Below are 19,317 nucleotides of genomic sequence, written 5' to 3'. Positions count from 1 at the left end.
CTGACCCGCGCGGTGCCGTTGCTCAGCCGCGGCGGAGTAGCCGCCGGGCCGGTTTAAAAATGCCGCGGACGCCGCGGCACCGCTTGCATGGAGTTTTGTCACAACAGCCATAGGGTGTGCCGTATGTTCAGGGGGTCATTGTTCATTTCCTGCCTTGCCTTTGCCCTTCTGCTTTTTTCCGGAGCGGATCGCGCATTTTCGGCTGGGTACCAGCCGCAACAGGTTTCCGATTCTGATGGGGAAAGCCGTCAGGTGCAGCGGAACATACAAAGACTTCCCTATGCCAAGCCCGTCTATATGGTGGCCTATTTTGAAGGCGGGCCACATTGGGAGTTTTCGGAAATCCAGGCGGCGCTGCTGGACGCGCTCGCGGGCAGCGACCACAAGCGCCTGATACGCTTTCCTCAAAAATATCATTACAGTCCCGGCTGGAATTTGTCGGAATCCGAGTATGCCGCCATTGCACGGTCCATCATGGCCAATCCCGACATTGACATGGTGGTGGCCATGGGGTCCGTCGCATCCAAGGCCCTACTCACGTGTAACAATGGGAAAAAGCCCGTCATCTGCCTGGATGTCGCCGACCCTCCCTTGATCGGTCTTGTTGACCCGCAGACGCGCGCCGCCACGGCTCCCAATTTCATTGTGGACTATGTCCCCGACAAGTGGAACAAAAGCATCGCGTTGCTGTATACCCTCCTGCCCTTCCGTAAAATCGGCACCATGTCTTCCGGTACCCGGGAAGGGCGAACATACAGCAATAGCAAGGAATTATACGAAGTCGGCAGAGAAAGAGGCTTTGAGATTGTGGTCTACGAAGGGCTGGACCCGCAGGCCACCGTCGAATCCTGCAAGAAAGGCATTGAAGAACTCATAGCTCAGGGCATTGATGCCCTGTATGTTCCCGCCATCCAATGCTTTGACCCGGAACTGGGCGACCCCGCGCTGCTGTTCGATATCCTGCACAAGAATAAGGTGAAGACATACGCCAAGGATGGCAGAATCCCTGTGGCCAAGGGAGCGCTTATCGGCATTTCCACCTTGAATTATCAATATATCGGCAGCTTTTTTTCCGCCGCTCTTCTCCAGCATGTGTCTCCCGATGCGGGGGGGAGTGAAGCCATCCTGCCCTTTGAGCCCCGCATTTATCTGAACAACGCCACGGCAAGGCGGCTCGGCATTACGTTTCCGGTGGCCCTGCTCATCAATGTGGATGGCATCTATGACGATTCTCTGCCGCGAATCAAGGACTGGCCCTCGGTATACTCTTCCGAGTGATGGTGGTGGACTGCCGTTGCGCGCATTAAGGCGCTCCCCTCCGCGCTCATCTGGACTTCACCCTGGTATGGGAACAACCGTGCCCGGCGGTACGGGGGCTGGAAGTCAAAAGCATGGAACAGCTTCCGCCAGACCAGTATGCTACTGAGCATAATAAAAGTATATATGTTATATAATAATTTGATTTTACATAATTTTTATTCGAATAGAAATGCGAGGACCCGCGTAACTACCTACAAAAAAGAAAGATTAGAAAAAATTTGGATGTACTGTTGTACTTCGTTATTGAAGTATATGTTATGCAATAATAAAATTACTATATAGACGATATATAAAGGATATTAATAATGATAAAATTGCAGTAAATCAATGGAAATAAAATAATAATTAATATGAACTATCATATAAAAAAGAAATACTAATGAAACAAATTCATCAGGTAGTTTTGATAGCAGATGAATTATTTAAAATGAATATTATAGGTATATATATGGATCTTACGTTATTGGGAGAATATATCAAAATAGTGATTTAGATATTTTAATTAAAGAAAAAATAAAAGATGATGTGCGAAAAACATTGACAAAGTATTTACTGGATATTTCTGGTGTTATAGGAAATCCTGAAAAAATTCCATTAGAATTAACAATTGTTAATTTGAATGATATTATTCCATTGAAGTTTCCTCCAAAGTATGAATATATGTATGGTGAATGGCTGAGGGAATAAATTGAATCAGGTAATATACAGCAACCTCATTATGATCCTGATTTGATAATTCTTTTATGGCAGGCAAGATTACATAGTATATCTTTGAAAGGTGAATATGCTGAAAAAATTATTCCTATTATTCCAAATAAAGAAATACAAATAGCAATAATGCAGTCATTGCCAACACTGATTTCTAATATAAGTGGTGATGAAAGAAATGTATTGTTAACTTTGTCACGAATGTGGTTTACCCTAGAAAAACAAGATATATGTTCAAAAGATGTTGCCGCAGAATGGGTAATTTCTAAATTTCCCGATAATCTTGCACCATTAATGGAGATGGCTTGCCAGGCTTACTTAGGAAAATATATTGATGAATGGGATGGTTTAGAAAAATCAACTCTTCTTCTTCTTCTTCTTCTTCTTCTTCTTCTTCTTCTTCTTCTTCTTCTTCTTCTTGTTAATTTTATGAAGGAAAAAATTGAAAATTTTAAAAATAATTAATGCAAATTCAACGTAAGCGGTATGTAGAACTTATTCGTTCTTTTTGATTAATTTGTTGAATTTCTTCAGTAATTTTTTCGATTTGTTTTTGTGTGGGCTGGATATTTGCAATATCAATATCGCCCGCTGTACCAAAGGCATACCAGCCCACCCTGCGGCTATAGTCTATCCGGTCATCCCGGTTCTGCCCGTGGGGGCGGGCGGGGGTGTGTCTGTACAATTCGTTGACAACTTCCTGCACGGTGTATCCGGCACAGCGCATATATAGGGCAATGGCCGCATCCAGCCGTGATTCATCCATCTTTTCAGGAAACCGTTTTTTCACCAATTCCCGATAGGCGGCATACGGGGAAGCCAATGTACCGTCCCTGGGGAACTCACGTTTCCTGACCTCCACGCCGGGGACGATCCGTTTGCGGAAACGCCAGAGGTTGGCGAGATACGGATTGCGTTTACCCAGCCAATACTTGAAGCGCGGGAGCCGCCCCGCTTGCTCTGTAGCGGCTGGCCTGTTTCGCATTTCCGCGCGTTCTTCCTGTTCGCGCTCCTTCAGAAAATGCCGGGCGATGTTCAGCACGGAAAGCCCGTGCCGGGCAAGGCGGGCGGTAGCCGCTTCCCGGCGTTCCCGCTGCCGCCTCTCCAGCTCTTCCCGTTCCTTTTCTCGCTTTTCTCTGAAATTATGCTTTTCCTCCTCCTGTCTGCGCCGCTCCCACTCCTCCCGGCAAACGTGACTGGCCGGCTCCAGGGCGGGCTTGCTGAATGTCCGCTCGGAGTAGTAGCCGGGCTTAAACTCCCCAAGCCGTTTGGAAAGCCTGGACATGGAAAAATTTCTGTCCACACTGGATGCCTTGACCGCCGTGTCTCCCACGAAAATCACCGCGCCGGAACCTTTGCGCACGAAACGCAGACCAACGGCATCCAGTCCGGCGTGAAGTTCCTCCCAGCATGAGGCGTTCTGAATGACGGCATGGCCGCGCTCCTGCGCTATTCGCTGCGCGGATTTTTCACCCGTGGCGTTTTCAAAGTCTTCCACTTTCGGCTTGGGCTTTACCTGTGCCCGATGCCGGAGATTTTTGACCACATATCCCTGCTCGTTGACGCGATAACGGGCATTTATCTGCGGTGACCATCCCTGTTTGTGTTCGATTTCGGCAATGATTTTATGCGCCGCGTCAATGTCGAATCCCCTGTGCGGCTGAATGACCTTTTCCCTATAGGGATGCGTCCGATCCACGACAATATGAAGATGGTAGTTACCCGTATTCTTGTGCAGGGCATAGAGCGTCTGGTGTTCGGCAAGCCCCATTCCCCGGAGAAAGAGCCTGATCGCTTCATCCACCTGTTCACGGGAAGGCTGCTCGTTTTCCTGCCATGACAAAATCCAGTGTGTGACGGGCATCCTGCTCTGGATAGATTCTTCGGCAAGCGAAATCATCTCCCTTTTCTGGGCGGTAACGGTCGTGGTCAGAAAGTTTCTGCTTCCGGCATAGGCGAGTTTGTCCTTGCCTCTGTCGTCGTGCTCGGCAAGGATATAGTCCACCAAACCGCTGATCATAACGGCCTTGGATTTTTTGAAACTGGTGCGCTTGAGCTTTTTGATAATCATTGTTTCTCGCTCAGGACTTCAACAGCCCGCCGGATTGCTCGCAGAGCGGCGTCCAGTTCCGTGAGAATGTCCGCGTTTCCCGTCCGCTTCACCACCTCGAAATGATGCTTGAGCAGCCCCCCAAGCCGTCGCAATTCCCGGATGGTCTGGTCGTCCGTTCTGGCGATGATGGGCCTGCCGCCGAAGAACAGACGCCGCATATATTCGGAAACCGAGATTCCAGCGGTCGCGGCCTGTCGGATCAGTTTTTCGTCTTCCCCGGCGCTAAGTCTGAGCGTCCGCCGCTTCTGAAATCTGGTTGTCGCCTTCCGTTTTTCCATCTGTCTTTCCTGCCTTTTTGAGAGCGTGAGAAGCGTAGCGCCGAACGCTCCGGGGGAGTCCAGAGGCGAAGCCTTTGGCAGGATAGTAGCTGGCGTCAGACAGCTACTATCCTGTAAGGAAGAACACCCGACGCGGTTTGAAACCGCTTCATTTCTTTTTCCAGCGTGTATCCACGCGCTTTCTTCTCTCTTTTACGGCAAGCATAGCTGAAATTTTGTGCTGATTTCCAGAGAAAAAAGCAAAAAGACCATATTATATTTCTGTGAACAATCATCTTAAAATTTGTTACAGCTCAATTTGAGAAGCAGTAATTGTCCATAATTGTATGACTGCATAATCATGCGTTCAATAACGTCTACAGTAGTCCAGGATATGGCTCTGAATAGAAGTCCATACTCCTGTTGTGGAATGGGAAAGCTCTGCCCTTGAAAAGGCTTCAGGAAAGATGGGAAATCTTCATGACAAAAGTGAAAGACTGTCTGAATGAAACGAACGGGGAACATCTGGAAACTTCGCACGCCTTGTCTCGTAGAAAGTGGGCAGGCTCACATGAAAAAGAGCGGGAATGTGTCAGGAAAGTCTGTACGGGCGAGGGAACAGGGCTAGCGGATTTCTCTCACTTGGATATGGACTTCAGTGGGAGCGGGGCATGACTCCCTGTCAGGTCAGTATGCCCGATTCATGCGGTCGCGACCGAGAATGGGCTCATGCAAGGCTCGTCGGAGGTCGCGCCTCCTTATACTTTGAGGCTCTGGCGAAACAACGGCTTTAGCGAAACGGAGGAAGCGGGAAGCCGGACAGGACGAAAAAGCGGACGACGAGGTCAAGAAAATTTCTCAACCCCGCCGTCAGGTTTTAGGCTGTTCGATTTGTTGTTATGGGCGGATAGCGGTACGAAAACGGCCACGGATTCCGCACAGGTCGGGCTCCCTTCCTACCCGTACCAGGCTTGCAGAATGTCCATGCTGTCATACCCAGCGGCTCGTAACTTCTCCCGATATGCCTCGCTCCAGCCCGTATCCCTTTCCGTGATCTGGGCGTTCTCGTCTATCTTTCCGATGGCGACATTGGTGTCCATCTCTCTGGAAATGTCTTTCGTCTCGTCGGCCTGTTTTTCCGCTTCGGCACTGTCAGACGCGAATCGCAGTCTGTCGAGATAGTCGGCGTACTCCTGAACCATGCGCCGCCGTTCCGGCAGGTACTCGGCATAATTGTATGCGGCGCGGACGCCGTTGCGTTCACAGTGGGCAAGCTGCCGTTCTATCCAGTCCGCGTTATACCCAAGCTCATTCAGGAGCGTGGACGCCATTGACCGGAAGCCGTGAAAGGTATGTTCGCCGGTGGCGCAGCCGATTTGCCGCAGGACACGCAACGGGCCTCCCCTGTACATGGGACCGTCGTTTCCCGCCCGGTTGCCCGGAAAGACAAATTGTCCCCCGCCGCTTTTCTCGTGCAGTTCCCGGAAAATCGCCAGGGCCTGACGCGAGAGCGGCACAATATGGATTTGTTTCATCTTCATCCGTTCCGCCGGAATGCGCCATTCCGCCGCCTCAAGGTCGATTTCCGTCCATTCCGCGCGAATCAGCTCCTTGGCGCGAACGAAAACCAGCGGCGCAAGACGCAGGGCGCGGGAGATGAAAAAGTTCCCCTCATAGGCGTAAATTTTACGTAGCAGTTCACCCACGGCGGCGGGTTCGGTAATGGCCGCATGGTGGCCGTTGGCAGTGGGCGCGAGTGCACCGCGCAAATCAGCGGCAATGTCATGTTCCGCCCTGCCGGTGACGACGGCATAACGGAAGATCCGTCCGGTATCGCGTAGCGCCTTGTGGGCGATGGTCAGCACGCCCCGTTCCTCCACCCGCCGGAGAACGGCCAGCAGTTCTCTCGGCGTAATTGCATTGATGGGACGTTTGCCGATATGGGGGAAGAGGTTTTCCTCCATGATACGGATGACCGCTTTCCGGTATGCGGGAACCCACTTCGTCGAATACTTGGCGTACCATTCCCGCGCCACATCCTCAAAGGAATTGTGGGCCGCTTCCGCCGCCGCTTCTTTGGCCTGACGCCGTGCTTCGCTGGGGTCAATATGCTCCCGCAGCAGCTTTTTGGCGTCTTCCCGTTTTTCCCGCGCCTCGCGCAGACTCACGGACGGATACGGCCCAAGGGAAATAAGCTTCTGCCTGCCCGCGAAGCGGTACGCCAGCCTCCATGACTTTTTGCCCGTAGGCGTGACGTAGAGGAACAAACCGCCGCCGTCCGAGTGCTTCTGGACCTTGCCGTTGGCCGTGACATGCCGTATGAAGGTATCGGTCAGCTTCATCCATCCACCTCCAGTGTGGTGTTTTTTGGTACGGTTGGACTGACTGCTACCAGCATATTCTTGGAAAATCCTTCTGCAACAAGGAATTATAAGAAATATGCGGGTAGCGGGAGGGACCACCCCTCCCGGTTTCCCAAGGTCGGAGGTTGCTCTGTCCGACCTTGGGAAACGCCATCATTGACAGCCCCGATCTACCAAAAGACTACCAACGTGTCTACCAACGGATTTTCCGGATTCAGGGGGATTTTGGTGGATAATATAAAGCAAATATGTCCAGTTAACATGCTGAAATTACATGATAACAAGACATATTTGGATTTTTTAAAACTACTTGAGTAACTTCAAAATGAATCTGCTCAAGGGCCATTGCGGGTATGGTCGCTGAAAAAAAGCCCCCGGCTCTCCTGAACAGGAGGACCGGGGGCTGATGGTTCGGGTGAAGGTTGTTTATTCTTCGGTTTCAGGCGCTTTCACCGGCTGCTTGGCGGCGGGCTTGGCGGCCTTGGGAGCGTGTTTGACGGGTTTTTTCACGGCCGCGCCGGACTTGTGCGCCGGGGCTTTGGCTGTGGAAGCGGCCGGGGCTTTGGCCGCGCCCTGCTGCGGAGCCGCAAAAGCAACGCCCGCGCAGGAGATGGAGAGAGCACAGGCCAGAACAAGACAACGGGCAAGGGTTTTGGAAAACAACATACGGATTCCCCCTTATAGATAAGGGAAAATGTTTTTGAAGGGAAAATCCCTATCCGGCCGGAGTTACTGACTCCGCCGTATCCGGCATACATGCCGGTCAAACGAAGCGTGACGAAGGTCACATCTTTCTGAGTCAGCCACTAAGGAGTTTGCCCCCGCCTGTCAACAAGATTTATCAGCCTTGCTGCGCGCCCTTCCGAAGCTACGCCTGAGCCCCCTCGCCTGGCGTTTCCGTGGGGGACGCCTTGGCTTCGGCCACGGGTTTTTTCTCAGGCTGGGGCGCTTCCACCACCGTGCCGTCAGGCTCCACCATGGACAGGGCGCGCACCGGGCAGGCCTCCATGCAGGCGGTGATCTTCTTGCCGTTTTCCTCGCGCCAGGCGCGGCACATGTCGCAACGCACGGCCACTTCCCGGCGGGCCCTTTGGGCAATGGTTTCCGCGTCGTCCCCGCTCAGATCGGGCATGCCGATGGTGTCCAGGGAAATGGTGCCGTAAGGACAAGCCGCGATGCACATCTTGCAGGCCACGCAGAACTGGACGCGCATGGTGATGCGGCCGTCCTCCTCCTGCTGCAGCGCGCCGGTGGGACAGACGTTGCAGCAGGGCGCGGGATCGCACTGGTGGCAACGCACCGTGGTTTTGAAGCCCTCCGCCTTGACTACCTGCACGCGCGCGACCAGCACGTCGCGGTGTTTCATGGCTTCCTTGAAGGACATGCCGTGGTGGGCGGCGATGCAGGCCACCTCGCAACGGCGGCAGGCGCGGCATTTGTCGGGTACGACCTGAATGTGTTCAAGCATGGTCCGTTTCCTCGGATTCAACGCGCAGGGACTGGAGCGTAAGCCCGTGCCCTCCGCTGAAGTGGATGTTTTCGCTGCCGCAGGCCGGGCAGACGAAACGGCGTTGCGTCAGGCTGAAGGCGTGGCCGCAGTTTTCACAGCGGCAGGCCAGGGGCGCGGTGTTGAGCGTGAGCGTCGCGTCTTCGGCCAGGGTGCCTTCGGCAAAAAGTTCAAAGCAGGCGGTCAGGGTCTGGGCCTCCACGCAGGCGATCAGGCCCAGCTCGCAGGTGATTTCCTGGATCCGCAGCACACGGTTGTCGGGATGGGCCGCGTTGTGTTTCTCCACGGCTTTCAGGGCCATGTCCAGCAGGCCTTGAACAAGGCTGGCCTCATGCATGTATTTCCTTTTGCCCTTTTTCCTGGCAGTGGAGGTTTTTTCCGCCGGCAAGGAAAACAAGCGGCGCGCCGGAGCGGAGCCCGGCAGTCTGTGCGACCGGGCGTGCCGCGCTGTTTGACGCAGCCGGCGGGAAAAAGATCCGCTGTCAGCGTTCCGTGCAGGAAACGCACGGGTCAATGCTGTTGGTAATCAACGCCACGTCCGCCACCTTGCAGTCGCGCATCATCACGCCCAGGGCTTCCCAGTTCATGTATGAGGGCACGCGCCACTTGAGCCGCGCGGGCATGTCCGTGCCGTTGGTGCGGATATAGTAAAAGACCTCGCCGCGCGGCGCCTCGGAGCGGGCGCAGGCCTCGGCCGTGCGGATCTGGCGCATGGGCGCGGTCACCGGGCCGTCGGGCACGCGTTCGCAACACTGGCGGATCAGTTTGAAGGATTCAAAGATCTCGTTCAGGCGCACCATGGTCCGGGAATGGATGCAGCAGCCTTCGGAAGTGACCATGTCGAAGTCCAGCTCGGGATAGGCGGCGTAGGGCGAATCCTTGCGCACGTCGATGACAACGCCGGATCCGCGCGCCACCGGGCCCACCACGCCCAGGCGCACGGCGTCTTCCCTGGGCAGCAGGCCCAGGCCCTTGGTACGGGCCAGCACCAGGCTGTTGGTGTCGTAAATCTCGCGGATTTCGTCCACGGCGGGCTCCACCTTGGCGATCATGCCCAGGGTGTAGTCCAGCATGTCGCGTTCCACATCGCATTTGACGCCGCCGATGCAGTTGGAGGCCAGGTTCATGCGGTTGCCGTACACGGTTTCCTTCACGTCCTGCATCATTTCGCGCACTTCCATGACGTGCATGAACAGGGACTTGAAGCCGATGATATGGGCCTGGATGGCGGTATTGAACAGATGCGAGGCCACGCGCTTGATTTCCTCGGCCAGCACGCGCAGATAGCGCGCCCGCTCCGGAATGGTGATGCCCAGCACGTTCTCCACGGACATGCAGTAGGTGAAGGAATGGCTGTTGGAACAGAGCGAGCAGACCCGTTCGGTGAGGGTGGTGTTCTTGATCAGATTGCGCTGGGTGGCCATGGCCTCCATGCCGCGATGCACGTGGCCCGAGGTCAGCTCCACGTGGCGCACGGTTTCGCCCTCCACCGTGAGGCGGAAGTAGACCGGCTCCTCCAGGGCCACATGTACCGGGCCCAGAGGCATGGTGAAGGTGCTGCTCATGGCCGCTTCTCCTTGTCTTTCAGAATGCGTTCCCAGAGGTCGGTGGTGCAGGCCCCGTTCATCATGATGGACAGGGGCACGGCCTCGTTGAGAATGCCCGCGTCCAGCTCCTCGTCCAGGAAGAGGCGGCGCGGGTCGGGATGATCCGTGACCTGGATGCCGTACAGTTCCATCATTTCGCGTTCATGCCAGTCGGCGTTGGCGAACAGCGGGGTGATGGAGGGCACGGTGGGCCATTCGCCGTTAAGCGTCACGGTGAGATTGTAGATGACGCCTTTCAGCTCGAAATGGTAGCAGACTTCCTGCATGGGCTCGCTCAGCTGGCGGCGGTTGTAGGCCGTGACCATGGCCAGGCGCGCCTCGGCCTTCCGCAGTACCTCAGCGGCCTGCGGCAGCTGGCGCGGCGTGTCCAGCCGGAACCAGTGAAAGGCGTTGCCGAAGCTGTCGATGCTGTGGTGAATGGCGTCGCTGTCGGTGCAGAGGGCCGAAATGTCCTCAATGATCCGCGCGTCGCCCCGGATAATGTCTTGCATACTGTATCCTTTGTGGTTTCGGCTCGTCTCTTATTCCCTGGTGGGCGCGGCCGAGGTCACGCGTTGTTCCGGCTTGTCCTCGGTGTGGGCGGGCAGCACGCAGGCATTGCGCTTGGCGTCCTCGATCTGGCGGCACTTGGGACAGAGGTGACGGATCAGCTCCGGGTCGATGTCCGGATTTTTGGCATACAGGCGCTTGGCCAGATGCGCCGGAACGGGCCGCATCAGCGTGCCGCAGTGGGCGCAGGGTTCGTACTTGATGGTGTGCTGTTCCAGGCGGTCGAATTTTTCCTTTTCCGGATGGGCCGAGTGCCAGTCCGTGCTGATGCTCATGGCCCCGGTGGGGCAGTAATGGCGGCAGGAGGCGCACAGGCAGCAGGAGTTCTGCCAGATGGTGATGGTGTAGCCGCTGCCGTCCGGCAGATGGGTGATATTGATGGCCCCGGCCGCGCAGACATGGCGGCAGACGCCGCAGCCCATGCAGAGGGTGGGATCCACTTTGGCCCGGCCGCGCAGGCGCGCCGGCGTGAATGTTTCGCCCAGCGGGAAGGGGTCGGTGCTCGGGCCCTCCAGCAGGTTGCGGAACAGAACTTTCAGAAAGCCCGCCATATTATTCCTCCAGAACCTTGGCGTCGTTTATGCGGCTTGGGCCGCCGCAGCAGGCCGCAGACATGACGGCAGACGCCGCAACGCCGACAGGTTTGTCCGTTGTCGGCCGCCGCGGCCCGCAGGCGCGCGAAGGTCCGCCGCAAGGCCTGCCGCAACGCGGTCATTTATTCCTCCAGACCCAGTTTCTTGAGCCAGATGGAGCGCGCCAGCACCACGCCTTCCAGAATGGCCTGCGGGCGCGGCGGGCAGCCGGGCACGTTCACGTCCACCGGCAAATAGCGGTCGATGGGCCCTTCAATGGAATAGCCCTCGCGGAAGACGCCGCCGGAAATGGGACAGATGCCCACGGCCACGGTCACCTTGGGTTCGGGTATTTCATGCCAGACCCGGAGCACGCGGTCGCGCACCCTGGTGGTCAGGGGGCCGGTAATCAGTACAATGTCCGCGTGCCGGGGGCTGCCGCAGTATTTACAGCCCAGGCGCTCCACGTCGTAACGCGGAATGCAGGCCGTGGTGGCGAGTTCCACGTCGCAGCCGTTGCAGGAACCGGCATTGATCCGGAACAGCCACGGCGAGCGCACGGAAAGTTTTTTGAGCAGGTTGTCCAAAGCCACAGCGGCCTCCTTACATCACCCAGACCAGGATCAGACTGCACAGCGCGAGCGCCGTGGGCACCGTCACATAGAAGCGGAATGCCTGATCAATGCGGAAACGCCCGGTGGCCGACTTGACCAGGGTCAGCGAAACCAGCATCAGGCCCAGGCACTTGAGCACGAACCAGAGCAGATTCACCGGCCACCATTCAGATATAGTGCCGGGAAAGAAAAGCGCCACCCCCAGGCCCAGCACCACGAAGGTCTTCAGCGCCGAGGTCACCTGGAAGAGCGCCAGCAGCGGGCCGCCGTACTCCAACAGGGGGCCTTCGATGATTTCGGTTTCCGCTTCCGGAATGTCAAAGGGGGCCACGCCCATGGTGCCGGGCAAAAAGATCAGGTAGGCCAGCAGGGCCGGAATCATGGAAGGGTTGAAGCCCAGGGAGCCGCTGTGCTGCTGCCAGGCCACGATCTTGAGCAGGGAGAACTCGGCCCCCCAGTCTCCGCCGGAAATGCCCTTGCCCACTAGCATGGCCACGGCCAGCAAGATCATCAGCAGCGGGGTTTCATAGGCCAGCATGAGCAGCATCTCGCGCGAGAAGCCCACGGCGCCGAAGGGCGAGCTGGAGGCCGAGCCGCCCAGCATCAGGGCCATGGCCGGGATGGGCAGCAGGTAGAAGATCACCAGCAGGTCGCCCATGTTGAACAGGCCGTCGAACACGCCCGGCACCGGAATGAAGGCCGCGCACACGGCCATGCCCGTGAAGCCGAAGACCGGAGCCAGCAGAAAGGCCGAACGGCAGGCGGTTTTCGGGATCAGGGTTTCCTTGGTCAGCAGTTTGGCGATGTCCAGCCAGGGCTGGATCAGGGGCGGGCCCACGCGGCGCTGGAGGCGGGCTTCCACCCGCCGGTCCAGGCCCTTGAAGAAGAATCCCACGGCCAGGGCAAAGGCCCCGCCGGGAAAGATGCACATGTGCAGAATGGCAAGCAGGGTGTCGCTCATCAGCGGTTCTCCTTGGAAGCGCGCCCGCCGCCCAGCAGGCGCGTCAGGTCGCCGTAGATGCTGGAGGGAGCCATGCGGCTGGTGGCGATTTCCGGAGGCAGGCCGCAGGCGTGCACGTCGATTTCACGCAGGCGCGTGAAGCGGCGTATGAACCAGTACCCGGCCAGGAAGGCCAGCGCCATCATGACGAACATGCCTGTGGCGTTCCAGGCGCCGGGGCCGGAAAGCACGCCGGAAAGCCCCACATTGAGGGGAGCCAGCCCGTATTCCATCAACACGCTGTTGACGGGCATGAGCGCCAGACCGGGGAAAATGCCCGTCAGCACGCAACCCGCGGCCAGAATGCCCATGGGCACGCGCATGACCTTGGGGGCCTCATGCACGTCGTCCAGGTCCGGGGCGGGCTGGCCCAGGAAGGCCGCGTGCAGGAACTTGGCGATATAGGCCAGGGTCAGCACGCTGCCCACCAGGGAAAGCAGGGCCAGGAAGGGCTGCCCGGCCTGCATCAGGGCATGGTAGATCAGCCACTTGGAGGAGAAACCGCTGGTGGGCGGCACGCCCACCACGGACAGGCCCGCGATGGCGAACATGCAGAGAGTGAAGGGCATCTTGCGGCCGATGCCGCCCAGATCATCCAGGCTGTCCCGGTGCGTGGCGAACATCACAGCCCCGCAGATCAGGAAGAGCAGGTCTTTGAAGAAGACGTGGTTGATCAGGTGCAGCATGCCGCCCGCGTAGCCCAGGACCCCGCCCGCGGCCACGGCCAGCACCATGTAGCCCAGCTGGCTCACGGTGGAGTAGATGAAGATCAGCTTGATGCCGTTGGCCCGCAGGGCCTGCACGGCGGCCATGATGATGGTGATGCCGCCGATCCACATGACGATCAGGCTGATTACGCCCTGCTCGAAGCCGTCCAGGATGCCCGCCAGGGCAAAACCCCCGCCCAGCAGCATGAAGAGCTTGATCAGGCCGATGACGGCGCTTTTCAGCAGCACCGAGGATATGTAGCCGGACACCGGCGTGGGGGCCAGGGCCGGGTGCATCTGCCAGTCAATGCGGAAGGGCAGCTGGGCGGCCTTCATCACAAAGCCCGTGGCCAGCAGGGCCATGCCCAGCCAGGCCGCGCCCGCGGGCAGGTCGGGCACAAGCCCGGCCAGCAGGCCGGCGTTGAAGGGCGTGAAGGGCCCGAGCACGCAGAGGCCCACAAAGAGGAAGCCCGCGCCCAGCAGGTTGAAAAGGAAGTATTTGAAGGCTTCACGCAACGAGGCCTTGTCGCCCTCGTGGGCGATAGCCATGTACAGGGTCCACGAGCTCATGATTTCCCAGAACAGGAAGAAGCTCAACAGGTACTGGCTGGCCGCCATGCCCACGAGGCCGCCGCACATGCAGGTAAAGGCGCAGTAGAAACGCCATTGGCTGTGGCTGTGCTCCATGTAGCCCACGGCGTAGGCCATGTTCACCGCGCCCACCAGGGGCACGATCAGGGCAAAGCAGAAGGAGAGCATATCCAGATCTCGCCCGAAAAGCAGCACCAGCAGGGCCGTGAGCAGCAGCACGCCCACGCTGGTCCAGCCGGCCATCCTGCGCCAACCGGCGAACAGGGCGGGCAGCACCGCGCCGAAGACCGGCACCACCACATATACGGGCCAGAACACGTTCATGGCCAGCATGATCTGCGGGGCGGCCGACGTGGGCTCGTAGCAGAGCGAGGCCACGGGCAGAACCAACTGCATGGGCAGTTGCGGGGCCAGGCCCAGCAGCAGGCTGAGGGCCGCCAGCACCAGCAGGCCCAGGCGCATGCTGAAGGGGGCTTCTTCCACCTGCGGCAGGTGGGACGGGCGTTCTTCAAAGATCAGGGTTTTCAGAATGCGGGTGTAGTATACGGCTCCCACCAGGGAGCCCGCCAGGATCAGGGCCGCCAGCCAGATCTGACCGGCGTTGACCGCGGCCTGGATCATCAGGAATTTGCTGTAGAACGCGCCGAAGGGCGGCAGGCCCATGATGCTCACCAGGCCCACGGCCATGCAGGCCACGGTCCAGGGCATCCGGCGGCCCAGGCCGCGCAGGTCGGCCAGATTGCGGCTGCCCGCGCGCATGATCAGCGCGCCCGCGCCCAGAAAGAGCAGGTCTTTCATCACGGCGTGGTTAAACACATGCCAGAGCGCCCCGGCCGTGGCCAGCCAGGTGCCCAGGCCCAGCACCAGCGCGATTTCGCCGATCTGCCCCAGGGTGGAGTAGGCCAGCATGCGCTTGATGTCTTCCTGGCGCAGGGCCATGACCTCGCCGTAGACCAGGGTGGCGACGCCCATGGCGCTGAGGCCCGTCCCGAACCAGGACAGGCCGAGCAGGCCGCGCATTTCACCGGCGGCCTGGCCCACGCCCATGAGGATCACGCTGACGATGCCGAACACGCCCATCTTGGTGATGATGCCGGACAGGGGCGCGGACACCGAGGAGGGCGCGGCGGGGTGGGCGTCGGGCAGCCAGGAGTGCAGGGGCACCAGACCGGCTTTGACGCCGAAGCCCGCCAGGCAGAGCACCAGGGCCGCCTGGAACCAGAACGGGAAGTGGAAGGCGGCCAGCGGCGCGGCGGAAAAAACGCCGAGGATGAACAGGCCCGGCAGCATGAACAGAGCCCCGCCCGCGCACATCACGTAATATTTGAGACCGGCCTCATAGGCCGTGCGCCGCCCCTCGTGCACGACCAGGAAGTAGGAAGCGAAGGTCATCAGCTCCCAGTAGCCGTACATGGCCGCCGTATCCGGCGTGGAGACGATGCCCGCCAGGGAGGCGAAGGTCAGCAGCAGGAAAAACCAGTACCAGCCTTTGCGCCGGTCGTGGATGTAGCCCAGGGAGTAGACGCTGACCACCAGGGCCACCAAGGCGATCATCACCAGGAAGAGCCGGGCCAGGGGCGGGCTGGGAATGACGCAGACCGTGGCGAAGGCCAGGGCCGGGAAAAGAACGGCGATCTGCGGGGCCGCGCGCAGGCGCAGCAAAAAAGCCAGACCGGCGACGAACGCGCCGACGTAGAAACACCAGTAGGCCGGATGCACGGGGGCGTGCATGACCAGCAGGCCGAAGTGCCCGCCCACGGCGTCGGTCAGGGGCGCACGCAACAGACCCAGGGCCGCCGTCAGCAGACCCAGACCGAGCAGCGGCAGGCCCAAGCCGGACAGTCCGGACAGGCCGCCGGACGCGAGAGCCGCCGCGTCCGCGCCTTCCGCGCTTTCGGGGGCTTCCTCAAGGCTCACGCGGCGCACGGCGTCCACGTACAGCCAGATGAAGACCGTGGTGGCTGCGGCCATCAGCAGGAGGCAGAGCAGCCCCCCGGCCGGGGCCGCTTCCAGCAGGCCCTGAACGATCAGCGCGCGGGCCTCGGGCAGCAGAAAGGGCGAGCCGCCCACGGCGGCCAGCAGGCCCAGGCCGAAAAGGGCTCCGGCCCAGGGATTGCGCCGTCCCGCGCCGCGCAGTCCGTCCAGCGTCGCGCCGCAGGGCGCGAGGCGCGCCAGCGCGGCCAGAGCCAGCAGCCTGGCGAAAATCTGGAAGATGACGAACAGCCACAGGCCGGTCAGGCCCGCGGCTGTCTGCGCGGTCAGCGCCATACAGGCGATGCCCGCGTCGTGCAGCGCGCCCCAGAGGATCAGGCGGCGCGGATCCTTGCGCTCCCGCACGGCCTTGACCGTGGCGATCAGCAGGAGGACCGAACCGAGCAACAGCGGCAACCAAGAACCGCCGGCCGTGAACAGTGGTGATGTCATAGACGCCCCGTGATTTATGGATCTTCCGGACAATATCTAGTGTCTGATTGCAAAAATTTCGAGCATGGTTATGCTCTCAATTTTCACAGGATCGTCCGCGAAAAAGCGTGGTTTTCCGCGGACTCCCGGCGGCTGCGCCGCCGCAAAACCCTCCGGGTTTTGCGTGTCTAATTTTTCCAATTAGACACTAGTGATGCCGTCCGGGCCGATACGCGCCGCGACGAGTGGCGGGCTTTTTCGCACGAAATCAGCCGTCCCCGACGGCAGGATGGCTGATTTTGCTCGTGAAAAAAATCCCTAGCTGAGTAATCAGTCAATACACTACATTAGCTTCAGGCGCAAGCAGGAAAATCTTTTTTTCACAGCCCCAAACGGCGTTATTCTTCGCGCAGGTCGCGGTTCATCAGGATTTTGAGCGCTTCCCGCGGGGCCTGTCCCTCGTAGAGGACGCAATGCATGGCGGCGGTGATAGGCGCGTCGATGCCCAGGCGCAGAGCCAGGGCATGCACGGCGGCCGTGGTTTTGACGCCTTCGGCCACCATGCCCAGGCTGCGGGTGATGGCCTCCGGATTTTCGCCGCGCCCCAGGCGCAGGCCCACCTGCCGGTTGCGCGAAAGGTCGCCGGTGCAGGTCAGGGTGAGATCGCCCAGGCCGGAAAGGCCCATGAAAGTGGACCGGCGCGCGCCGCATGCCGCGCCCAGGCGGCTCATCTCGGCCAGGCCCCTGGTGATCAGGGCGGCCCGGCTGTTGTGCCCCAGGCCCAGGCCGTCGCAGACTCCGGCGGCGATGGCCATGACGTTCTTGAGCGCGCCGCCCATCTCCACGCCGGTGACGTCCGTGCTGGAATAACAGCGGAAGGACGGGCCGGAAAACAGTTCCCGCAGGGTCCGGCCCAGGGCTTCGTCGCGCGCGGCCAGCACCACGGCCGTGGGCAGGCCCCGCAGCACCTCCGCCGCGAAGGACGGCCCGGACAGCACGCTGTAGCGGGGCTCAAGACCGGCCAGGGCTTCGGCGACCACCGTGCCGCAGGTTGCAAGGCTGCCGGTTTCCAGGCCTTTGGCCGCGTTGACCAGTACCGGGCCGGGCCGGAAAAATTTTCTGTGCGTGCCCAGCCAGCCCCGCAACTGCTGGCTGGGCACGGCCAGCACCAGCAGATCACGGTTGAGGACGGCCGGATCCGTGCTTGCCGCCAGGCGGGCATCCAGGGCAAAGCCCGGCAGGTAGCGCGGGTTTTCGTGGCGTTCATTGACGGCCCGGGCCACCTCCGCGTCCCGCAGCCAAAGGGTGACGGACAGGCCGCGCGCGGCCAGCAGGTGGGCCAGGGCCGTGCCCCAGCTGCCGCCGCCTGCCACGGTGACGGGCGTTGTTAGGGAAAGCGTGTCGGACATGTGGTTCAGAATCCCAGTTTCGATTCCGGGCCGGGCCTGTCGGGCAGAATGGCGCGGCCCTTGGCCAGCCGGGCGTTCTTGGCGTTGAAGCGCAGCAGGAACAGCCCGGCGAAGCTCTGGTTTTTGTAAACTTCCACCCGGAAGAGCGTGCCCCCGCGGTCCACGGAAAAGCGCGGCGCGAAATCCTTGCGGCGCAGGAGCAGGCCGCTTTCGTCACGGCGGCCGCTGTCAAAGCCGATGGCGTTGACCCGGAAGCCCTCCTGCGGATGCACGCGTACCGTTTCGGCCACGTCCAGCACCCGGCCGAAGGGCACCGCTTCTTCGCGCCCGTCCACGGTGACGCGCACGGATTCAAGGCTGTGGTCCATTTCGCGCCAGTCGGGCTTGATCAGGGTGATGGTGCGGTTGCCGTAGTGGATGCAGAGTTCCCTGTCGCGGTCCCGGCAGGGCAGGACCGCCATGATGGGCTTGGAAGTCACTGCCCTGGCCGGGCTGCCCTTGGGCAGGGGCAGATAGTTGATGGCCGGGCGCACGTCCTCCAGGGGCAGGAAGACGCGGTTCTCCGCGAAGGACACTCCCAGATTGTCCCGCAGGGCCTCGCCCACGCCTTGGGGCGTCAGGCTGAAGTCGCGTTTGAAGCGCACGCCCGCCCGGCGCAGAAAGCCTTCCACCATGCTCAAGTGGTAATAGGCCCGCAGCTCCACCGGAAATTCTTTGCTGGCTTCCAGGCCGAAAGCCGCCTTGCCCTGGCGCACGGCGTAGTAGGACAGGCTTTTTTCCATTTCCTTGTCCCCGGCGGCGGTGTTCGTATTGTGCACGTGCAGGACGTGCAGGGGCTTGATCAGGCGCTGGTTGACCTCGGCGGTCACCCGGGCCGCCTCCTGGGCCAGCGCGCCCATGAACACGCCCGAGGGCAGGCCGTCCTGGTCGATGATTACCGACTGGCCCCAGCGGGCCGGATTGCAGAGGTAATTCTGATAGTTCGCGCGGTAGTAGCCGCTGCCGTCGTGCAGATTGAGCACCAGGGCCACGCGCGGATGGCGGATCAGCTCCTGGATGCGGCGCACTGTGGGGAATTCCGGATCGCTTTCGTCCAGGCGGGCGAATTTGCGGTTCATGTCCCCGTGCAGGCCGCGCGAGCGCTTGATGATGCTGGGGAAGTTGAGGTTGGGCACCACCCAGACGGCCCCTTCCTGGATGTCGTAGCGGGTCGCCAGCAAGGTGGCGGCGGAAAAACCGCCCGGCTCGTCGCCCTGGATGCCGCCCACCACCAGCACGACGCGCGCCGCGTCGCCCAGGCGGATGGTGGTGAAATCCAGGGAAAAAGCCTCTTCCCCGCGTGCCGCGACGGGCAGGCAGAGCCAAAGAAAGGCGCAGAGCAACGGCAAACAGACCGCCAGGCGGGACAAAAGTCCGGACCGGTGGTAAAAAACCGACCCCATAACGGGGCCGGGCACAGCGCATGCGTTTGTATTCACTGCCTGTTCCTGTGTTTGAAGATACAGGCGAGTGTTACGCCATTTGGCGGCAAACGGCAAGAAGGGCGGCGCGACTGAAGCGAGGCTTGCCGGTCGAATGCGGTTCGGGCCGCCTTTCC

16 protein-coding genes are annotated in these 19,317 nt (G+C 59.8%); 2 read left to right on the top strand and 14 right to left on the bottom strand.

The genetic code is table 11. The features are described from left to right. The first annotated feature begins 252 nt into the window (after positions 1–252). A complete protein-coding gene (locus KH208_RS02515; protein ID WP_291433545.1) occupies positions 253–1,278 on the top strand; it encodes a hypothetical protein in 1,026 nt (341 codons plus the stop codon). A 771-nt stretch (positions 1,279–2,049) separates the two neighbouring features. Continuing rightward, a complete protein-coding gene (locus KH208_RS02510; RefSeq protein ID WP_291433543.1) occupies positions 2,050–2,493 on the top strand; it encodes an aminoglycoside adenylyltransferase domain-containing protein in 444 nt (147 codons plus the stop codon). Positions 2,494–2,500: 7 nt separating this feature from the next. On the opposite strand, the gene KH208_RS02505 is transcribed toward KH208_RS02510, so the two are convergent. The 14 genes from KH208_RS02505 to KH208_RS02440 form a co-directional block, all read right to left on the bottom strand. Continuing rightward, complete coding sequence (locus KH208_RS02505) at positions 2,501–4,099, bottom strand: relaxase/mobilization nuclease domain-containing protein (RefSeq protein ID WP_291433541.1); 1,599 nt, start codon at positions 4,097–4,099, stop codon at positions 2,501–2,503. Continuing rightward, the gene (locus KH208_RS02500; RefSeq protein WP_291433539.1) at positions 4,096–4,419 is read right to left on the bottom strand and encodes a hypothetical protein; all 324 of its coding nucleotides are present in this window, start codon (positions 4,417–4,419) and stop codon (positions 4,096–4,098) included. The genes KH208_RS02505 and KH208_RS02500 overlap by 4 nt, the downstream gene beginning before the upstream one ends. 935 nt (positions 4,420–5,354) lie before the next feature. Beyond that, complete coding sequence (locus tag KH208_RS02495) at positions 5,355–6,740, bottom strand: integrase arm-type DNA-binding domain-containing protein (RefSeq protein WP_291433538.1); 1,386 nt, start codon at positions 6,738–6,740, stop codon at positions 5,355–5,357. 447 nt (positions 6,741–7,187) lie between these two features. Then, on the bottom strand, positions 7,188–7,427 hold the full coding sequence (locus KH208_RS02490; protein ID WP_291433536.1) for a hypothetical protein: 240 nt from the start codon (positions 7,425–7,427) through the stop codon (positions 7,188–7,190). 202 nt (positions 7,428–7,629) lie between these two features. Beyond that, on the bottom strand, positions 7,630–8,229 hold the full coding sequence (locus KH208_RS02485; protein WP_291433534.1) for a 4Fe-4S dicluster domain-containing protein: 600 nt from the start codon (positions 8,227–8,229) through the stop codon (positions 7,630–7,632). Next, entirely contained in the window at positions 8,222–8,605 is a 384-nt protein-coding gene (locus KH208_RS02480; RefSeq protein ID WP_291433532.1) for a hydrogenase maturation nickel metallochaperone HypA, read from the bottom strand. The genes KH208_RS02485 and KH208_RS02480 overlap by 8 nt, the downstream gene beginning before the upstream one ends. A 145-nt stretch (positions 8,606–8,750) precedes the next feature. Then, the gene (locus KH208_RS02475) at positions 8,751–9,833 is read right to left on the bottom strand and encodes a nickel-dependent hydrogenase large subunit (RefSeq protein ID WP_291433530.1); all 1,083 of its coding nucleotides are present in this window, start codon (positions 9,831–9,833) and stop codon (positions 8,751–8,753) included. Then, a complete protein-coding gene (locus tag KH208_RS02470; RefSeq protein ID WP_291433528.1) occupies positions 9,830–10,366 on the bottom strand; it encodes an NADH-quinone oxidoreductase subunit C in 537 nt (178 codons plus the stop codon). Before KH208_RS02470 ends, KH208_RS02475 begins: the two co-directional genes overlap by 4 nt. A gap of 30 nt (positions 10,367–10,396) precedes the next feature. Continuing rightward, the gene (locus KH208_RS02465; RefSeq protein ID WP_291433526.1) at positions 10,397–10,975 is read right to left on the bottom strand and encodes a hydrogenase; all 579 of its coding nucleotides are present in this window, start codon (positions 10,973–10,975) and stop codon (positions 10,397–10,399) included. Between the two features lie 164 nt (positions 10,976–11,139). Then, complete coding sequence (locus KH208_RS02460; RefSeq protein WP_008682106.1) at positions 11,140–11,589, bottom strand: NADH-quinone oxidoreductase subunit NuoB; 450 nt, start codon at positions 11,587–11,589, stop codon at positions 11,140–11,142. A 10-nt stretch (positions 11,590–11,599) separates the two neighbouring features. Further along, on the bottom strand, positions 11,600–12,571 hold the full coding sequence (locus KH208_RS02455) for a respiratory chain complex I subunit 1 family protein (protein WP_291433521.1): 972 nt from the start codon (positions 12,569–12,571) through the stop codon (positions 11,600–11,602). Next, entirely contained in the window at positions 12,571–16,332 is a 3,762-nt protein-coding gene (locus KH208_RS02450) for a proton-conducting transporter membrane subunit (RefSeq protein ID WP_291433519.1), read from the bottom strand. Before KH208_RS02450 ends, KH208_RS02455 begins: the two co-directional genes overlap by 1 nt. A gap of 377 nt (positions 16,333–16,709) precedes the next feature. After that, on the bottom strand, positions 16,710–17,720 hold the full coding sequence (locus KH208_RS02445) for an NAD(P)H-dependent glycerol-3-phosphate dehydrogenase (protein WP_291433518.1): 1,011 nt from the start codon (positions 17,718–17,720) through the stop codon (positions 16,710–16,712). 5 nt (positions 17,721–17,725) lie between these two features. After that, positions 17,726–19,198 carry a M14 family metallopeptidase gene (locus KH208_RS02440; RefSeq protein ID WP_291433516.1) on the bottom strand — a complete coding sequence of 491 codons (1,473 nt, stop codon included), beginning with the start codon at positions 19,196–19,198 and terminating at the stop codon, positions 17,726–17,728. Between the last annotated feature and the right edge of the window lie 119 nt (positions 19,199–19,317).

This window comes from Desulfovibrio sp. (assembly GCF_018379785.1).
Taxonomy (GTDB): domain Bacteria; phylum Desulfobacterota; class Desulfovibrionia; order Desulfovibrionales; family Desulfovibrionaceae; genus Desulfovibrio.
Note: the sequence above shows the minus strand (reverse complement) of the source record. Positions and strands in the feature narration are given on the sequence as shown.